Raw genomic sequence first — 19,137 nt, 5'->3', positions numbered from 1 at the left:
AAACTATCAAAAAATTTGTAACAATTATATTTTCTCAACTTGCATATAGCTAAGTTCTAATGGTGTTTTTCTACCAAAAATCTTAACCATAACTTCAAGCTTACGCTTTTCTTCATTAATCTTTTCAACAGTTCCATTAAAACCATTAAATGGACCATCGATCACCTTTATAGTTTCTCCCAATGTAAAAGGAATTGCTACGTTATCAGTTTTCACAGCCAATTCGTCTACTTTACCAAGCATGCGATTAACTTCTGATTGTCTCAATGGAACAGGATCTCCTCCTTTAGTTTCTCCTAAGAAACCAATTACTCCATTAATTCCTTTAATAATGTGTGGGATTTCACCTCCAAGGTTAGCCTGAACCATTATATATCCAGGAAAGTATACTCTTTCTTTATTGATCTTTTTCCCATTTCTAATTTGAATAACTTTCTCGGTTGGAACCAATACTTGATCAACCCAATCCTCCATACCCATGTGGGAAATTTCACGCTCTATATAATCTTTTACTTTATTTTCTTGTCCACTTACGGCACGAACTACATACCATTTTTTATCCTTTACGTCTGCCATAACTAGATTACGATTTTACCCATTCAAAATATCCCTCTATAACATTGCTAAATAGCGTATCAACACCCCAAATAGCTAAAGAGAAAATGATAGAAAAAACTGCAACAAGAATTGTTAGCCTTTGAGCTTCAGGCCAACTTGTCCAGGTAACATGGTTTTTCAATTCGTTATAAGACTCTGATATATAATTCGCAATTCCTGCCATTCCTAAAAGTATTTGCACGGGTTGAGAGGCTCGAACTCCCGACACCTGGTTTTGGAGACCAGTGCTCTACCAACTGAGCTAAACCCGTATGATAAAAGAAGGTATCCTGCTCTTCACAGGATACCTTTTATATTCAAACTATAATTAGTCTAAAATTTCAGTTACCTGACCAGCACCTACAGTTCTACCACCTTCACGGATAGCGAAACGTAGACCAACATTCATTGCAATTGGCTGAATTAATTCAACAGTAATTGTAAGGTTATCACCTGGCATTACCATTTCTACACCTTCAGGAAGATTAATTGTTCCTGTTACATCAGTTGTACGTACGTAGAACTGAGGACGGTAGTTATTATGGAATGGAGTGTGACGCCCACCTTCTTCTTTCTTAAGGATATAAACCTCTGCCTTAAATTTAGCGTGAGGAGTTACAGATCCAGGCTTAGTGATTACCATACCTCTAGAGATCTGAGTTTTCTCGATACCTCTTAATAAAAGACCTACGTTATCACCAGCTTCACCTCTATCAAGAATCTTACGGAACATCTCAACCCCAGTAATAGTAGAAGTTAATTTACCAGCTCCCATACCAATGATCTCTACAGGATCTCCAGTATTAGCTACACCAGTTTCGATACGCCCAGTTGCAACAGTACCACGACCAGTAATAGAGAATACATCTTCGATAGGCATTAAGAAATCTTTATCCACATCACGTTGTGGTAATTCGATCCAGCTATCTACAGCTTCCATTAAATCTAAAACAGACTGAGTCCATTTATCATCACCTTCTAAAGCACCTAGAGCAGATCCAGAAATTACAGGACCATTATCTCCATCATACTCATAGAAAGAAAGAAGATCTCTTACCTCCATTTCTACTAGCTCAAGAAGCTCCTCATCATCTACAAGGTCAACTTTGTTTAAGAACACAACGATTCTTGGAATACCAACCTGACGACCAAGAAGGATGTGCTCACGAGTTTGTGGCATAGGACCATCAGTCGCAGCTACAACAAGGATAGCACCGTCCATCTGAGCAGCACCAGTTACCATGTTCTTTACGTAATCGGCGTGACCTGGACAGTCAACGTGAGCATAGTGACGGTTTGCAGTCGCGTACTCTACGTGAGAAGAGTTAATAGTAATACCTCTTTCTTTTTCCTCAGGAGCGTTATCGATTTGATCGAATGCACTAGCTTCAGAATATCCAGCATCAGCTAATACTTTAGTAATAGCTGCAGTTAAAGTAGTTTTTCCGTGATCCACGTGTCCAATCGTACCAATATTAAGGTGCGGTTTGGAACGATCATAAGTTTCCTTTGCCATAATTAATACTTATTTAATCTTAGTTATATATTAGTGTTCAATTTTATACTAAACCAGAGCCAACGACGAGAATTGAACTCGTGACCTCTTCCTTACCAAGGAAGCGCTCTACCCCTGAGCTACGTCGGCAAACATCGATAGCCCAACTATCGGATTGCTTTAAACAACAAAAACCATAAGCCACGTCGCAGCTTACGGATATTATTGATCTCATTTAATAATTTTGTAGAGCGGGAGACCGGGTTCGAACCGGCGACATTCAGCTTGGAAGGCTGACGCTCTACCAACTGAGCTACTCCCGCATAAAAACAACAAAATGATTTTGTTGTTCTATTTTAAGTGGGGAGAGCAGGATTCGAACCTGCGAAGGTAAAAACCAACAGATTTACAGTCTGTCCTCGTTGGCCGCTTGAGTATCTCCCCTCAAAACTATTATACCATTATTTCATAGAACTACAACCCGAAGGCCAGCTTTATGATGGTATCAAAACGGCTGCAAATTAAAGTAATTTTACAGCACCATCCAAAGCTTTTTTCAAAAATTTTTTGAAAAATTTTTAGTTATTTAACTCTTAATAAGTTAGCAAAACTAAAGCTTTCAGATTCAAAATTTCAAGAGCCGATGGAGGGACTCGAACCCACGACCTGCTGATTACAAATCAGCTGCTCTAGCCAGCTGAGCTACATCGGCAAACTTACTTTTTACAATAAAAAAGTCCGCTATTTCTAACGGACTGCAAATGTATATAAATTATTTAGTTCTCAAAATATATTTTTGAGATTTTTTTTCTAAGCATATGCTTTCGACTTCTCTTTCCTTTTAATTAATTGACGCTGCAAAGAGTTAACACACTCATCTACACACTCTTCAAAGGTTTTACACGTTTTTTTAACCATAACATCCCCACCGGGAATACTAAGTAAAATTTCTGTAATCTTATTTTCTTTATCACTGGTTTTTTGAACTTTCAAAAAAACGTCTGCATAAATAACCTTGCTGTAATAATTTTCAAGTTTATCCATTTTCTTCTGAATAAAATCAATCAGCTTCTTATCTGCGTTAAAGTTTACAGATTGCACGTTTACTTTCATAACATCAAAAATTTAATTAAACAAAAGGTTTAGCTAGTTCTTATTGTTACGAGGATGAGCATTTTTATGAATATTTTTTAGCTCTGCTATACTATTATGCGTGTAAACCTGGGTTGCTGCAAGACTGGAATGCCCCAATAGCTCTTTTACCGCATTTAAGTTAGCTCCTTCATTCAATAAGTGCGTCGCGAAGGAATGTCGTAATATATGAGGACTTTTCTTTAACTTAACCGACGCCTTACTAAAATAGGTATTTATAATCCTATAAACAAGACTTTCACTCATTTTATCTCCCCTTGAAGATACGAATAAGTAAGAAAATCCTGAAGCCTTAGGTATAGCGCCACTTCGCTCATTTAAGTACAACTCAATCGTCTTCGTTACACTTATCAATAACGGAAGATATCTTTCTTTATTTCTTTTACCAAGGACTTTGATCGTAGCCTTTTTTAGATCAAGATCACTAAGCTTTAGATTAATTAGCTCTATGCGCCTTAAACCAGTAGAATAAAACAGCTCTATAATAGCCTTATCTCTTAAACCTTCTAAACTACTTGTATCGATATTTTTTAACACCTCTAAAACTTCTTTTTCTGAAAAAGGAACCTGAACCTTCTTCGCCATTTTTAAAGGCTTATGCTTCTGCAAAGGTGAAATTGAAAGCTCCCCCACTTTCTGCAAAAAATAATAATAAGATTTTAGTGAAGAAATTTTACGATTAATACTTCTATTAGAAATATTATTTTCTGAGAGACTAACAATCCAATTGCGTACTTGAGAATAATTAACTTCTTTTAGATTAGAAACTTCAAACTCCAATAAAAGATATTCCTGAAAAGAAACTATATCTGCTTCATAAGCCTTAATGGTATGAAGAGAGTAGTTTCTCTCTAATTGAAGATAATCTTTAAACTGAAGTACAGACATAAAAAAACTGTTGACAAACAAAGTTATAAAACTTTATCTATCAACAGTTATATTTTTTTACCAAAGGAGCAGGGCTTCTCTGAATATATTCGATCTTAAAAAAGAAAGGAAATACTAAATATCTTCCTGATCTCTAAGGTGCTGAATATACTGCGCTTTTTGCACTTGCGCCCTACGTTCTACAGACGGCTTTGTGAAATGCTGACGACTTCTTAGCTGACGCATTGTTCCTGTTTTATCGAATTTACGCTTAAAACGCTTAAGCGCTCTATCAATGTTCTCTCCGTCTTTTACTGGTATTATTAACATAGATCCACCTCCTTTCTTTGAAAATTAGGCTGCAAATATACTCCTTATTTCCTTACAACCAACTAATATTTTATTTTATTCTAAACTTTTTTAAAAACTTCTTTTACAGGTGCCTTATATTCTTTTTTATCAATCACCATTTTGGCGATAATCTTGAGATTATTTTCGCCAAAATACCCTAAGATTTAAAAACTTCTTTGACCGGCGCTTTATATTCCTTTTTATCGATTACCATTTTGGCGATAATTTCTCGCAAAATTTCAGAGGTGCCGCCACCTATTGGGCCTAGTCGGCTGTCTCTAAACATCCTGGCAAGTGGGTAATCTTCCATATAACCGTACCCTCCTAACATTTGTAAACTTCCGTAGATCACCTCGTCAGCGATCTTTGTACTTAGAAGTTTCGACATACTGGCTTCCTTAACAGGATACTCACCTTTTCCAAGCTTATAAGCCGTAGCATAATTAAACTCCTTAATCACTGTCACTTCACTCATCATATCGGCAATTTTGTGTCGTAAGGCCTGGAACTCGTTTATTTTTTTACCAAAAGCCTCTCGCTCGCTCATATAGTTTATCGCGTAATCTAAGGCAAACTCGGCTCTCGCATGAGCATTCACTCCCATAATTAAACGCTCCATAGCGAAATGCTGCATAATATAAGAGAAACCTTTATTCTCTTCTCCTAATAAATGATCTGCTGGAACTTCAACATTATCAAAAGCAATTTCTCCGGTATCTGAAGCACGCCATCCTAGCTTATTCAATTTAGAGGCTGACACTCCTTTAGCATTTCTATCTACAATAAAGATGCTCATCCCTTTACTCTTTAGCTCGGGACTGGTTTTTGCCGCTACTACCAGGTAATCTGCATAAACTCCGTTGGTGATAAATGTTTTAGAACCGTTTATTATATAGGTATCACCTTTTTTTTCTGCCGTGGTTCGCATTCCTGCAACATCAGATCCACCAAATGGTTCGCTAACACATAGCGCTCCAATCATTTCTCCATTAATACTTGGCGTTAGGTACTTTTCTTTCAGCGCTTCGCTTGCTTCTATTTTCACATGTGTCATTGCTAGATAAGCATGAGCCCACATAGCCGCAGCAAAACCACCAGAGTTTATCTTTTGTAATTCTTCCAGGAATATTATGGTATAGAAAATATCAAGATTTAAGCCGCCATATTCTTCTGGTTGATACAAGCCAAAATAGCCCATCTCGCCAAATTTCTCCCAAATAAAACGGTCTATTGTTCCCGTTTCTTCCCATTTGTCGATGTGCGGAACAACTTCCTTTTGTAAAAACTCTTTAAAACTCTCTCTGAATAGAGCATGCTCTTCAGTAAAATACATGGAATTCATTTAATCTTAATATTGTAAAAAAATAGTCGATCTATTTCGATAAAAAATACCGCTAAATTAAATTCATTTTTAGATTTACCTTATAAAATGAACTTAAAATTAAGAATATAGTATTTTTTTACAATATATCAATTAAAACTTAAATATAATTGAATTCTATCAAATTTAGTTATAGGAAAATCATCGATTTTTGATAAAACTTCAATTGAATCTATTCCTTCGTGCAGAGTTCTATAATTTATAACTGCTTTCGCCAATTCATAATTAAAATATGGTAGCTCAGAAAGTTCTAAAACGCCGATTTCATTAATATTTTTTCGATCAAAATGGTCTGGAATAGCTTTTAGATGTTTTGAAAGCTCTTTGCGCACTTCATCCGAAAGTCCATAAACATCTTTTAGCTGAATTAAACTTCGATAACCACCAATACTCGATCTGTATCTTACAATTCGATTAGACAGCACCTCGCCTATTCCTTTTATTTTCTGAAGTTGCTGTACAGAAACCGAATTAAGATCGAATTTTAAAATAGGTGCCGGTTTTGTAGAATTTGAAGTATTATTTTTAGTAACCCATTCAGGAAATTTAAAATATGGTGACAACTGCAATAGTAAAGAATCTGAAACACCTGTTACAGTTTGAAAATCTGCAGCAGAATTAATCCATTTGCCAGAAGAACGAAATTCTAACAGGCGATCGATCTCTTTTACCGTCATCCCCAGCCGATAAGCCTTGTAATCGGTAAGATAATTAGGGTTGAATGGATAAATCGTATCCTTTTTAGAACTAGCTTTCTGTAAACTATCTAATTTATGCTGAAATTGTAAAATTTCAGCCTTAGTTTCTTCTGAAGTATTTTCTTCAGCAATAAAAAAAGGATAGCTAAAATAAAGAATCTGAAGAATAACGATAAGTGCGATTAAAAGAAAAATCCCATTCCGTTCACTTTTATTGAAAACGAAATGGGATTTCCAGTATTTCATATATATGTCTATGTTTAGACTACACTTTTATTGCATAGTCGTCTTTGGCTTACCATCTTTTGTAAACAATTCGCCAGCCTTTAATTTTCTAAAGTACTCACGAAGATCTTCTCTTACCTCTCCACTCATTATATAAAGACCAATAATGTTAGGGAAAGACATTGATAGAATCATCATATCAGAGAAATCTAACACAGCACCAAGGCTAATAGAAGCTCCAATTACAACAAATACTAAGAAGAATACTTTATAGATCAATTCAGATTTTGTACTCTTTCCAAAAAGGAACGTCCATGCACGCATTCCGTAGTATGACCAGGAGATCATTGTAGAGAATGCGAATAAAAATACCGCTACAGAAAGTACATAAGGGAACCAATCGATAACACTTGCAAAAGCATCTGAGGTTAACTGAGTACCTCCAACACCTTCAACTTCGTGCATACCAGTAAAGATCAATACTAAAGCAGTTAGTGTACAAACTACTACCGTATCGATAAATGGCTCTAATAAAGCTACGAAACCTTCAGAAGGTGGATTGTTTGTTTTTACCACACTGTGCGCGATCGCTGCTGAACCTACACCGGCTTCGTTAGAGAATGCCGCTCGTTGGAATCCAACAATCAATACCCCGATCACACCACCTTTTAATGCAGACGGACTAAATGCTCCATCCCAGATCGCGTTGAATGCGGGACCAATATTTTCGAAGTTCATACCAATAACCACAAAAGCACCTACGATATAAACTGCTGCCATTACAGGAACGATTTTACCCGTAACATTTGCAATACTATTAATACCACCAATAATTACAACTCCTACAAGAACAGCTAGAATGATACCAAACCAAAATCCATTTCCTTCTAACATTGGGAATTGCCCAGAAAGGATCTCGAAAGATTGGTTAGCCTGAAACATGTTACCACCTCCAAAAGAAGCACCAACGCCTAATATTGCAAAGAATCCTGCAAGAAAACGTCCAAAGCTTTTCATGTTACGCTTTTCCAAACCGTAACGCAAGTAGTTCATTGGGCCACCAAATACACGACCTTCAGAATTTATATGTCTATATTTTACACCTAGCGTACATTCTACGAATTTTGAAGACATTCCTAGTAAACCAGCAACGATCATCCAAAAAGTAGCTCCTGCTCCACCAAGTGAAACCGCTACTGCCACACCAGCAATATTACCTAAACCAACGGTTGCAGAAACCGCAGTTGCTAATGCCTGGAAGTGTGTAATTGTACCCGGCGCATCAGGATCATCGTATTTTCCTCTTGCTAATTCAAAAGAATGCTTAAATCCTCTAATATTAATAAAGCCCATTCTTACCGTGAAAAACGCTGCTCCAAATACCAACCAAATTACGATAAACGGAATTGGATGTGATTGTGGATCACCATTAGGGTGCGTTAAGATCACAGGCTCATCATATTCTATTTGTGCTAAATAGTGTGCACCAGTTTGGATAAGATCTTCAGAGTTTTGGTAATCAAAAATACTACCTCCCTCTTCAACAAGATATTTTAAATTACCAGATGCACCAGCGTAAACAGGTGTATCACCATTATTACTAGAAGTCACAACAGCGATCTGATCGCCTTTTTCTACATGCGAACCTTCCTCGATTAGCCAGTTCTTTAATACGAATTTATCCTGAACATCTGCACTCCAACCCGGAGTTTCAACATTTTTCACATCAGCATAAACGATAGGATCGTAAATACCAATAGCAGCAAAAGGATCCCAAAAAAGAACAGCTGTTAATCCCTCAACAGCTGGCGTAAATGTTCCATTAAATTTTTCAGTAATTGCTTCTGCCTTTACTCTGGTTTCAACAGTAGCCGTATTACCATTACTATCCTGAACCAGTACCGTATAAGGTACACCTTCTGTAAGCCCCTCAGCTTTCGATGAACTAAGTGGGGTGTCTTGATCAGACCATTTATAAGTGTAAGGTGGGGTTCCTCCGGTTACTTCAACGTCTATAAATCCGTCGTTAATTTTATTTGTGGGGTTTCCGACTTTTGTTTTTACTTCTAGATCCTGTGCCTGAAGTAATGCCACAGGAAGCAGCAATAACATTGAAAGTAAGTACTTTCTCATATACAGATTAGTGTTTAATTTAGATTTGTTTTTTCCGCTCAGCAAGATGCTAAAAAATTAGGCTATTTCAAATTTTTGGCCGTTAAAATGTCAAGGTTTTGTTAATGAATCTTAACAAAATTATTAATTACCCCCCTAACTTTTAAAAGATTAGCGCTAAAGATCGAATACCGAAGTTCTTTTGGTATACACAAGATCTTTAAGTTTTAACCAAAAGGCAAGCGTCAAATAAACCGCAAAGCCAATTCCAAATGTGAAAAACGTAACGTAAATAAAGAATAACCTTACGCTTTTTGCCCGCATCCCTATTTTATCTGCAAGACGAGATGACACATAAAATCCATTACGTTCTAAATAGTATCGCAGATTGTAAAACTTTCTTTTCACATCGCAAATATAATTAATATTTCCCTTTTATAAACTTTGCTCCCAAAGCGCATTTTAAGCACCTGTTTACATCACAGTACGAACGTTTTAGTTGTAGAAGAGATTGAGAATGCATGGCATTTTTAGACAATTTGGGTTTTAATTGATAGAAATTCTTCACTACAGAATTTTTCTCTAAGCCAACTTCAGTAATTAAGTCGAGATACGATTCTTCTGCGATATGATTAGATTTTGCGAAAGCATACTGCAAGGGTACGATGGTATTAATTATTAAAAGATCTATAAACGATTTTGAAAGCCGCTTTGGTTTTGGTTTATGATTACTGCGGAAGTTATAATGTGTTGTCCAGAATTCTGAAACCTCAGCAGAAAATATATCATAGATCTCATTTTTAGATTTTGCTTTACTGACTACCGAAAAGACCGAAGCCGATCGCGAAAAAACAGCAGCCAATTGCGCTAGCCTGATCGTAGGAAAATTATCTGGCCGCAACCTGAAGAAGACGGGTTTGGTTTCAATAGGTAATCCTAAACTGAACTTCTTCTGCAAAAATTCATATTCATTTTTTAAAGATTTGAAATAGTTTTCTTCAACATCTTCATCTAGCAAACCAGCCTTGCCAAGTAATACCGCTTCCAATTGAAATCGATCATTCGATAATTTCCTAATGACTTCATAATCGATCGAATTGGCTAGCGCCAAAAAAGAATCTCCATTCTTATTGAGCCCAAAATTTTTAACCAGTAATTTAAACAAAGTCGCTTCCCAATCATTTTTACTTTGTTTCAGTAAATCAAAAATAAGTTTTGTCTTTTCTTCTAGACGTTCAAAATATAAACGTGTTAGCCAGCTTTCAATATCAAAATCGTCGAAATTAGGAAAGTATTTTTCACAATTGATCCACTCATTTTCTTTCGAAAATAATTCAAGGTAATTTTGATGAATTTCAGGATCAATTTTTCCTTTGAGCTCTAAAGACGGAATTAAACTTTCATCTTTTCTGAAAATATCTGTATCGTGATACCATACCACATGAAGAATTACATTATCGTAAGCCGAATCTGTTTCGTGATGGTGCGCATACCAATCTGAAGATTTTAGATGGATCTCAACATTCCCAGCCCAAAGCTGATCGCCAATTTTAATTTTTGAAGTGAAAAAATCTGGACCGCTATCAAGATTGTGCGTTCCCGGATGGTAAATGTGAAGCAATTCACCTGCTGCTGTCTTCAGCTCGGTTTTATCAAACTTCTGGAATTGCCATATATAATGTAAAAATTCTTCCCGCACCTTCTAAAGTTAAGGAAGAATCTTTTAAGATTTTAAAAATCAAGACTATAAAAGTCGAAAATCCTTATTCCTGTGGTAATTTTTCAACAACATTCAGCATAAAATGTTCTACCCATAAACGGTACATCTTACCACTAGGATGCAGATCGTCGTCTGCAATAAGATCTGGATTATCTGCAGCTCTTCTAGAAATTGGGGTGATATTATAAAAACTAACATCAAATTCTTCAGCTACGCGGCGAAAAACCTCGTTAAAAGCATCGATATCGCGACCAATTTCATCCTGATTGGCAGCACCAAAAGGCGTCACGCCATAATCTGGAATACTCACTGCAAAAACACCATCTTCCATCTTTTTAGAATGGTTTATTGCCTTTCTAAAAATTTCACGAAGTTCTTCTTCGTATTCTGTGATGGGTTTGTTTTGATATTGATTATTTACTCCAATTAAAATCGAAATCAGGTCGAAATCCCGCTGCACATTTAATTCAGAATTTATGCCGGCAATAAGATCGGCCGTAGTCCAACCGGTTCTGGCAATGATCTTAGGAGGCGCCATGGCATAGCCTCGATCACGCAATTCTTCCGTAAGTTGTACCGGCCAACGCTCAGATTCTTCAACACTCTCGCCAATCGTATACGAATCTCCAAGTGCGAGATAGCTATATTGTGCTTCTCCGTTGGTATTTTCTGAAGTTGTATCTTCTTCCTCTTCGGTTTCTGCAACCGACTTTGTTGCTACTGAACTGGTACTGCATCCCACCGCTAGAAAGGAAGCCAGAATTAAAAATTGCAGGTATTTCATCTTTTATTTTATGCTTTAAAAGTAACTAATTTCAACTAATACGGAAGCACAGAAACCTAATTCTACACTCAAACATCATTAACTATTAATCTTGCTGAATAAAACGAACTGGAAATTTATACTGATTTTCATTTTCTTCTAAACCTGAAGGATTCGCACGCTCAAAAACTAAATATCCACTTTTCTGACTCCTAACTTCAAATTCAAGATTTCCTTCAAAATTCACCCAATTTCGCGTCATCCAGTCATCTGTTGCCTTAATATAAGTTTTAGCTAGTAAGTTTCCATTTTCGTCTAACAATTTTACCGGCGCATCAGCTTCAAAAAACCAGTATCCTTTTGCTTTACCAGAAAGTTGGAGCGGAGATTTGATCACCGCCCCTTCTTTTGGTGTATTTATTTGTATTAATTCTGAAATTTCTTCAGAAGTTTTTTCGGCTTCAACTGAAGCTGCATTTTCTTCCGTAGAAATTATTCCCTCTTTCGAATGATTTTCGCTCCCTTCATTTTCTGAAGTTTTCTTACAAGAAGAAACCAAGTTCAAAATGGCCAAAATCAATACATATTTTTTCATATTCCGTATAAATTAATCGGATTCTCTAAATTTTGGATTAATAAAGATCTCGTTATTACGTAAGCGTTTCATATAGTTCTTAAGATCGCCCCGAATTTCAGAAGACATCACATAAAGTCCGATAATATTAGGGAACGACATTGCTAAGATCATCATATCAGAGAAACTAAGCACCGCACCAAGACTTACAGAAGCTCCTACGATCACAAATAACAAGAACATTATTTTATAAATAAGTTCAGACTTTTTACTTCTTCCAAAAAGATAGGTCCAAGAACGCATGCCGTAATACGACCAAGAAACCATAGTAGAAAATGCAAATAAGAAAACCGCAAAAGCCAATACAGCAGGAAACCAAGAGATCACACTACCAAAAGCATCTGCAGTAAGTTCTACACCACCCATACTATCAACTTCGTGCATCCCGGTAAATATTAGCACTAAAGCGGTCATTGTACAAACTACCATAGTATCGATAAATGGTTCTACTAAAGATGTGAACCCATCTGCAATAGGATTTTTGGTTTTTGACGCACTATGCGCGATCGCCGCAGATCCCACACCGGCCTCACTGGAAAATGCTGCCCGTTGCAATCCAACAATTAAAACCCCTATAAAACCACCTTTCATCGCACTCGCTGAAAATGCCCCATCAACAATCGCGTGAAATGCATTTCCAATATTTTCGATATTGGTTCCAATTACCACAAAACAACCTAAAATATAAACCAGCGCCATAAACGGCACTACTTTACCGGTCACTTTCGCGATGCTGTTAATTCCGCCAATGATTACAATCCCAACCAAAACAGCGAAACCTAATCCAAACCAAAATCCGTTACCTTCTAAAAACGGAATCTGATCTGAAACAATTTTAAATGCCTGGTTTGATTGAATCATATTACCGCCGCCAAAAGAAGCGCCAACACCCAAAACAGCAAATAGAATAGCAAGTGCTTTACCAACACCTTTCATATTTCTTTTCTCTAAACCGTAGCGCAGGTAATTCATGGGGCCACCAAAAATTCGGCCTTCTTCATTAATATGTCGATACTTTACACCAAGTGTACATTCTACAAACTTTAAGGACATCGCGAAAAACCCTGCTATAAACATCCAAAAAGTAGCTCCTGCTCCTCCCAGAGAAATCGCCACAGCTACCCCGGCGATATTTCCTAAACCAACTGTTGCTGAAACTGCCGTGGTCATTGCTTCAAAATGTCTAATTCTCCCGGGAGCATCTGGATTATCAAATTTCCCTTTGGCCAAATCTATAGAGTGTGTAAAACCTCTTACGTTTATAAACCCAAGACGAAACGTAAAAAATATGCTGCCCAGGATCAACCAGATCACGATAAAAGGAATTGAGTTTTTGCGAACTTCACCATTTGGATGTAAAACAGGCTGAGGAGAATCGTAAGTGATCATCGCGACCTGATGCGCATTTTGCTCGATAACATCTTCTTTATCATTTGGATCAAAAATGGCAACGCTTTCATCGACACTATGGTTTAAAGTTCCGTCTGAAGGAGCGTAAACAGGAATTTCTTCACTTCCTTTTTGTACTACAGCGATCTTGTCGCCTTCAGCAATCTTTTCTCCATCATCGATTAACCAGCTTTTAAGCGTATATTTTTGCTCGGTTTTTGCATCAAATTCGGGAATTAAAATTGGTCTTTCATCGGTATATACCACAGGATCATAAATCCCCAATGGTTCGAATGGATCCCAGAATAAAATTCCTTCTAAAAAATCTACCGCTGGTTGTGCACGACTATTTACTTTCTCTGTCATCGAAGTTGCTTCGATCTTGAAAGTTTTCTCTACTTCATTGTCATTTGCATCGGTTACCGTAACCTTATGCTCTAAACCTTCGATAAAACCAGTTGCTTTTTTGGCATCTAAAGGTGTTTCTTTTTGGCTCCACTTGTACTGATAAGGCGGTTTTCCTCCCTGTACTTTAACTACAGCTTCTGCATCGTTGATCTCTTGAGACGGATTTGTAGTTGCTACTGAAACTTGAAAATCAGCATCATTTTGTGCTAATAATGTTGTTACAAAGCATTGAAATAAAAGACCAAATAAGTAATGTTTTTTCATAAATAATTAGTTTAAACTATTGTACTCTTAATTTTACTTTTAGCTTTATTTACTCGATAATCGAGATTAAATACTTCGAGGAATGCCTTAATACAAAGAAGATTTTAAAAAAAATCCCTCACAGGCTCGCCCTTAGGTTGTCTACCAAGCTAAATGTGAATGATGTAGGGTAACAATTGCCAATTTTCTATAAAAAATCGTGTTGCTTCATCCAGTCGTCATTAAACATCTTACCTACGTACCTACTGCCATGATCGTGAAATAAAACGACCACCACATCATCCTTAGTAAAATATTCCTTTAATTGTAATAATCCTTTAGCTGCTGCACCAGCCGAATTCCCTAAAAAGAAGCCTTCTTCCCTGGCTAGTTTACGCGTGTAGATCGCAGCATCTTTATCGGTTACTTTTGTAAATCCATCGATAACGCTAAAGTCTACGTTCTTGGGCAAAATATCTTCTCCAATACCCTCGGTTACATATGGATATATTTCATTTTCATCAAATTCGCCAGTTTCGTGATACTTTTTAAATACCGAACCATAAGTATCAATTCCCCAGATCTTGATATTTGGGTTTTGCTCTTTTAGATATTTCCCAACTCCAGAAATAGTTCCGCCCGTACCAACACCAACTACGAAATGTGTGATCTTACCATCTGTTTGTTTCCAGATCTCTGGCCCGGTACTTTCGTAATGCGCTTTTGAGTTCGCAAGATTATCATATTGATTTACATACCAGGAATTTGGAGTTTCATTGGCCATTCTTCTTGCTACCGAATAATAACTTTGCGGATCGTCTGGTGCTACATCGGTGGGACAAACTACTACTTCACTTCCAACCGCTTTAAGAATGTCCATTTTTTCTTTGCTCTGTTTATCAGACATTACACAAACCATTTTGTATCCTTTTACGATCGCAGCAAGCGCGAGTCCCATCCCGGTATTTCCGCTGGTTCCTTCAATTATGGTTCCGCCTGGTTTTATTAGTCCTTTCGCTTCAGCTTCTTCCAGCATTTTTAAAGCCATACGATCTTTAACAGAATTACCCGGATTAAAAGTTTCATATTTCGCCAGAACTAAGGCATCAATTTCAGCAGTGAGTTTGTTCATTTTCACCAAAGGAGTATTTCCAATGGTTTCTAAAATATTCTCGACGTAGGTCATTCAATTTTTTTTGAATTCACAATGTAGGGAATCCAAAAGGATAATTCTGTTTAAGAAAAATTAAAACTTCGGCTTAAATTTTAGTAATTATTTAGATTTGTAATTCTGAAAATCGATATACTTTTGCGCAAAAAAAATCATGAGGAATTTTATTGCACAACAGGTTATATTTCTTGGGATTACCACTTTATTATTTAATGTTTCCTGCCAGGATGAAAAGAAAGAAAGTAAACAGGATGCACAAACTGAGTGGGAAGAGAAGAGCCCTAAGAAAAAGTGGGATTACACCGGTGTTTACCAGGTAACTTTACCATGCGTAGATTGCAGTGGAATCATCGTTAAACTACATCTAAACGAAGACGGTTCTTATCGAATCGTAAAGAATTATAATGGCAATGATGATACTCCCGGTGAAATTAAAACGGAAACTGGAAAATATCAGTGGAGTGAGAATGATTCGTTAATTATTCTTAATAATCAAAAATTCAGAATTTCTGATAATGTCATATCCTGGAAAGATCCTGAAATTGCCCGAATAAAAAAAGACAGCAGTAAAACTTACTCTTTACGTATGATCTCGAAAGATTCGATCATGAAGTAAGCTACCTCGGGGAAGACCTAGAGACATTCTTTGAAAACAAATTTTTAATTTCATGTCAAGCATCGAAATATTAAGCCTTTGGCGGTGCCAATAAAGATCATTTCTGCTTATTTAGAAAGTCAAGATGTATTCCGAAGAAAAAAGGTAAAAAAACCTGCAATATTAGCACCCAATATTCGATAAATTTTACTCGAATTTTATCGATTTTACCGGTGATATTTTTGAAATGATCATCGACGGTATAAGTAACATTAGCATACAAAGAATAAGCGTCCCTACATTTACCGCCAGGATATAATCCCAACTTATATCAATTGGTACTTCGCTCACGTAATAAGTTTCTGGATTTAGCGGTATCAATTTAAAATATTTCTGAATAAAAAGTATTCCTAAACCAATCACATTCCCCCAAAACAAGCCGAGTAAAATTAGATAACCAGCGTTATATAAAAACATCTTTCTAATTGACCAATCCTGGGTTCCTAAGGCTTTAAAGATACCGATCATTTGAGTACGCTCTAAAATAAGGACTAACAAAGCTGTGATCATATTTATCCCCGCAACCAAAATCATGATCCCTATAATTAGCGCAATATTAAAATCGAAAAGAGAAAGCCATTCAAAAATATTATAGTATTTCTGGCCAATATGTTGTGCATCCAAGAAGGATCCTGTGTTTAGGTATACTTCGTTCCACTTTTCATCTAACTTATCAAAATCGTCGATAAAAATTTCGAAACTCCCAACTTCATTGTCTTCCCAAGCATTTAGTTTTTGAACGTGGCGTATATCTGCAATTACATACAATTCGTCAAAATCCTGAAAACCTGAATCATAAATTCCCACGATCTTAAAACCACGAACAAAAGGGCGCTCTCTTCCTTCTCTTACAAAATAAGTGGGCGCACGATCTCCAATATTTAATTGAAGTCTATCTGCAAGATATCTGGAAATTAAAACCTCATCATTAAGATTTGATGAATAATCGGGTAATTTTCCTTCAACTAAAAAGTCTTTAAAATACGACCAGTTGTAATCTTCACCAACACCTTTAACAACAACACCTTCAAAATCGTCTGCAGTTCTTATGATCCCTGCTTTGGTTGCCGTCGCCTGCACATGTTTTATACCTTCAACAGTATTAAAATCTGGATAAAAATCCTGGTCTTTAGACACCGGTTCTAAAGTGATCTCACTATTATTGTTATCGTAATTAGTGACAATAATATGCCCGTTAAAAGCGGCAATTTTATCTCTAATTTTTCCTTGTAATCCCAATCCTGTAGCAAAAGATACCAGCATCATAATCACTCCAATAGCAATTGCAGTGATCGCAATTTTTATTATAGGAGAGGAAATACTACTTTTATCTTTATTGGCGTTAATTAAACGCTTAACTACAAATAATTCGAAATTCAAGAGCTACAATTATATGATTAACCGGTTGTTCAAAAGTACATTTTTATTCAGTCTTATCGCAATTCTTTCCTGCGGAAACATCGAAGCTGATAAAAATAAAACGGAAGCTTCTTCTGAAAAAAAACAGGATAGCGTAAATTCCGAAGAAACTATAGAAGAAATAGTGGTTGGGGCAAATAGAACAGAACTCTACATGCCAATGCTACACGGTAAAAAGGTAGGACTAGTTGGTAATCAATCTTCTTTAGTTTTAAATAAAGATAAAAAATCTGTTCATCTGGTTGATTCCCTTTTAGCGCTAAACGTAGACCTGGTAAAAGTTTTTGCTCCAGAACATGGTTTTAGAGGAAAAGCTGATGCGGGCGAAAAAATAGAGGATGGAAAAGATCCAAAAACAGGTTTGCCGGTGATTTCTCTCTACGGAAGTAATAAAAAACCAAAACCAGAGCAACTTAAAGATATCGATGTTTTAATATTTGACCTGCAGGATGTTGGTGCTCGCTTTTACACTTACATTTCTTCACTGCATTACGTGATGGAAGCCTGCGCAGAAAACGACATTCAACTTTTGGTTTTTGATCGTCCTAATCCTAACGGACATTATGTTGATGGCCCTATTCTAGAAAAGGAATACAAAAGTTTTGTAGGTATGCATCCAATACCAACCGTACACGGACTAACAATGGGTGAATATGCAAAGATGATCAATGGGGAAAACTGGCTAAAAGACGGCATTAGCTGTAATCTTGAAGTGATAAAAATGAGTGCATACGATCATCAAAAGAAATATAGTTTACCAGTAAAACCTTCACCTAATTTACCTAACGATAAATCTATAAATTTATATCCCAGCTTGTGCTTTTTTGAAGGTACCAATGTTAACGCAGGTCGCGGAACCAACAAGCAATTTCAGGTTTTTGGCTCTCCTTTTTTAAATAATGAAGCCTTTTCGTATAGCTACACACCAAAATCGATGGAAGGGGCTAAAAATCCTAAACATTTAGATAAAAAATGCTTTGGAGAAGATCTTAGCAATAATAAATATTTAGATCAGCTTAATTTAGAATGGCTAATAAAAGCTTACAATAATACCGAAAATAAAGCCGAATTCTTTAATAGTTTCTTCACCAAACTTGCAGGTACCAAAAAACTTCAGCTACAAATTGAAAATGGATTAAGCGCAGAAGAAATTAGAGCAACATGGCAAGATGGTTTAGCAGAATTTGAAACGAAACGCGAAAAATACTTGTTATACGAATAATGTAAAGCGCTATGGAAAACGACTGGCTACAGCGATGGGAAGATCGTTTTAATAAAAAAGATTATGCATACGGAGTAGAACCTAATACGTTTTTAGCGCAACAATTACAAAATTTCAAAACCGGCAAAATTTTATTCGGCGCTGAAGGCGAGGGTAGAAATGCTGTTTTTGCCGCTAAAAATGGCTGGGACGTAGCTGCTTTCGACATTAGTACAGCTGCTAAAAATAAGGCGCAAAAGCTTGCAAGATCAAAACAGGCAAGTATCGATTACAGAGTTGGTAATTTACCCGATCTTGGTTTTAAGTCTGAACAATTTGATGTGATCGCTTTGATCTACGCCCATTTTCCAGCCGATATTCGTGGAAAATACCATGCTTTTTTAGCAGAACTTCTTAAACCCGGCGGACATATAATTTTTGAAGGTTTTGGAGAAAACCACCTTAAATTTAGAAATGAGAATCCTAATGTTGGTGGCCCAAGAGACCAGGAAACTTTATTTTCTAAAGCAGAGATTCAGCAGGATTTTAAAGATTTTAAAGTCAATTTTCTAGAGGAAAAACCCATTGCGCTAAACGAAGGCTTATACCACAACGGCACGGGATCTGTGCTTCGATTTATCGGAGAAAAATTATAA

Annotated in this window: 19 protein-coding genes and 5 tRNA genes; 3 read left to right on the top strand and 21 right to left on the bottom strand. The window is 36.5% G+C overall.

What is annotated here, in order from left to right; all coding sequences use genetic code 11:
• Positions 1-24: 24 nt before the first annotated feature.
• From nusG to BM201_RS15170, 20 genes are all read right to left on the bottom strand, one after another.
• A complete protein-coding gene (gene nusG / locus BM201_RS15265; RefSeq protein ID WP_092544149.1) occupies positions 25-576 on the bottom strand; it encodes a transcription termination/antitermination protein NusG in 552 nt (183 codons plus the stop codon).
• A gap of 7 nt (positions 577-583) precedes the next feature.
• Entirely contained in the window at positions 584-781 is a 198-nt protein-coding gene (gene secE / locus BM201_RS15260) for a preprotein translocase subunit SecE (protein WP_092544147.1), read from the bottom strand.
• Positions 782-796: 15 nt separating this feature from the next.
• A tRNA-Trp gene (locus tag BM201_RS15255) sits at positions 797-869 on the bottom strand.
• Positions 870-925: 56 nt separating this feature from the next.
• On the bottom strand, positions 926-2,113 hold the full coding sequence (gene tuf / locus BM201_RS15250; protein WP_092544145.1) for an elongation factor Tu: 1,188 nt from the start codon (positions 2,111-2,113) through the stop codon (positions 926-928).
• A 57-nt stretch (positions 2,114-2,170) separates the two neighbouring features.
• Positions 2,171-2,242 (bottom strand) — tRNA-Thr (locus BM201_RS15245).
• A 100-nt stretch (positions 2,243-2,342) separates the two neighbouring features.
• Positions 2,343-2,415, bottom strand: a tRNA-Gly gene (locus BM201_RS15240).
• 38 nt (positions 2,416-2,453) lie between these two features.
• A tRNA-Tyr gene (locus BM201_RS15235) sits at positions 2,454-2,536 on the bottom strand.
• A gap of 194 nt (positions 2,537-2,730) precedes the next feature.
• Positions 2,731-2,804: transfer RNA gene (locus BM201_RS15230), tRNA-Thr, on the bottom strand.
• A 98-nt stretch (positions 2,805-2,902) separates the two neighbouring features.
• On the bottom strand, positions 2,903-3,205 hold the full coding sequence (gene hpf, locus BM201_RS15225; RefSeq protein WP_092544143.1) for a ribosome hibernation-promoting factor, HPF/YfiA family: 303 nt from the start codon (positions 3,203-3,205) through the stop codon (positions 2,903-2,905).
• 33 nt (positions 3,206-3,238) lie between these two features.
• Positions 3,239-4,132 carry a tyrosine-type recombinase/integrase gene (locus tag BM201_RS15220; protein WP_092544141.1) on the bottom strand — a complete coding sequence of 298 codons (894 nt, stop codon included), beginning with the start codon at positions 4,130-4,132 and terminating at the stop codon, positions 3,239-3,241.
• A gap of 114 nt (positions 4,133-4,246) precedes the next feature.
• On the bottom strand, positions 4,247-4,441 hold the full coding sequence (gene rpsU, locus BM201_RS15215; protein WP_013070650.1) for a 30S ribosomal protein S21: 195 nt from the start codon (positions 4,439-4,441) through the stop codon (positions 4,247-4,249).
• A gap of 178 nt (positions 4,442-4,619) precedes the next feature.
• Positions 4,620-5,804, bottom strand: a complete 1,185-nt coding sequence (locus BM201_RS15210) for an acyl-CoA dehydrogenase family protein (protein WP_092544139.1) — start codon at positions 5,802-5,804, stop codon at positions 4,620-4,622.
• A 128-nt stretch (positions 5,805-5,932) separates the two neighbouring features.
• Positions 5,933-6,787 (bottom strand): helix-hairpin-helix domain-containing protein, encoded by an 855-nt coding sequence (locus tag BM201_RS15205; protein WP_092544137.1) that lies wholly within the window; start codon positions 6,785-6,787, stop codon positions 5,933-5,935.
• Between the two features lie 27 nt (positions 6,788-6,814).
• Complete coding sequence (locus BM201_RS15200; protein WP_092544275.1) at positions 6,815-8,899, bottom strand: amino acid carrier protein; 2,085 nt, start codon at positions 8,897-8,899, stop codon at positions 6,815-6,817.
• A gap of 156 nt (positions 8,900-9,055) precedes the next feature.
• A complete protein-coding gene (locus BM201_RS15195; RefSeq protein WP_092544135.1) occupies positions 9,056-9,286 on the bottom strand; it encodes a PspC family transcriptional regulator in 231 nt (76 codons plus the stop codon).
• 13 nt (positions 9,287-9,299) lie between these two features.
• Positions 9,300-10,577, bottom strand: a complete 1,278-nt coding sequence (locus tag BM201_RS15190) for a DUF2851 family protein (protein WP_092544133.1) — start codon at positions 10,575-10,577, stop codon at positions 9,300-9,302.
• A 64-nt stretch (positions 10,578-10,641) separates the two neighbouring features.
• Complete coding sequence (locus BM201_RS15185) at positions 10,642-11,382, bottom strand: SGNH/GDSL hydrolase family protein (protein WP_092544131.1); 741 nt, start codon at positions 11,380-11,382, stop codon at positions 10,642-10,644.
• An 85-nt stretch (positions 11,383-11,467) separates the two neighbouring features.
• Positions 11,468-11,956 (bottom strand): Gmad2 immunoglobulin-like domain-containing protein, encoded by a 489-nt coding sequence (locus BM201_RS15180; protein ID WP_092544129.1) that lies wholly within the window; start codon positions 11,954-11,956, stop codon positions 11,468-11,470.
• Between the two features lie 12 nt (positions 11,957-11,968).
• Complete coding sequence (locus BM201_RS15175; protein WP_092544127.1) at positions 11,969-14,056, bottom strand: alanine/glycine:cation symporter family protein; 2,088 nt, start codon at positions 14,054-14,056, stop codon at positions 11,969-11,971.
• 187 nt (positions 14,057-14,243) lie between these two features.
• Positions 14,244-15,221, bottom strand: coding sequence for a PLP-dependent cysteine synthase family protein (locus tag BM201_RS15170; protein ID WP_092544125.1), 978 nt, complete (start codon positions 15,219-15,221; stop codon positions 14,244-14,246).
• A gap of 139 nt (positions 15,222-15,360) precedes the next feature.
• Here BM201_RS15170 and BM201_RS15165 point away from each other — a divergent pair, with 139 nt between their 5' ends.
• Entirely contained in the window at positions 15,361-15,822 is a 462-nt protein-coding gene (locus tag BM201_RS15165; protein ID WP_092544123.1) for a copper resistance protein NlpE N-terminal domain-containing protein, read from the top strand.
• A 186-nt stretch (positions 15,823-16,008) separates the two neighbouring features.
• On the opposite strand, the gene BM201_RS15160 is transcribed toward BM201_RS15165, so the two are convergent.
• Positions 16,009-17,241 carry an ABC transporter permease gene (locus BM201_RS15160; RefSeq protein WP_092544121.1) on the bottom strand — a complete coding sequence of 411 codons (1,233 nt, stop codon included), beginning with the start codon at positions 17,239-17,241 and terminating at the stop codon, positions 16,009-16,011.
• Between the two features lie 13 nt (positions 17,242-17,254).
• Here BM201_RS15160 and BM201_RS15155 point away from each other — a divergent pair, with 13 nt between their 5' ends.
• Together BM201_RS15155 and BM201_RS15150 are read left to right on the top strand one after the other, a co-directional pair.
• Positions 17,255-18,502 carry an exo-beta-N-acetylmuramidase NamZ family protein gene (locus BM201_RS15155; RefSeq protein ID WP_092544273.1) on the top strand — a complete coding sequence of 416 codons (1,248 nt, stop codon included), beginning with the start codon at positions 17,255-17,257 and terminating at the stop codon, positions 18,500-18,502.
• A gap of 11 nt (positions 18,503-18,513) precedes the next feature.
• The gene (locus tag BM201_RS15150) at positions 18,514-19,137 is read left to right on the top strand and encodes a class I SAM-dependent methyltransferase (RefSeq protein ID WP_092544119.1); all 624 of its coding nucleotides are present in this window, start codon (positions 18,514-18,516) and stop codon (positions 19,135-19,137) included.

The organism is Zunongwangia mangrovi, assembly GCF_900112105.1.
In the GTDB taxonomy this organism is placed as follows: Bacteria; Bacteroidota; Bacteroidia; order Flavobacteriales; family Flavobacteriaceae; genus Zunongwangia; species Zunongwangia mangrovi.
This window is presented reverse-complemented; position numbering and strand designations above follow the sequence as displayed.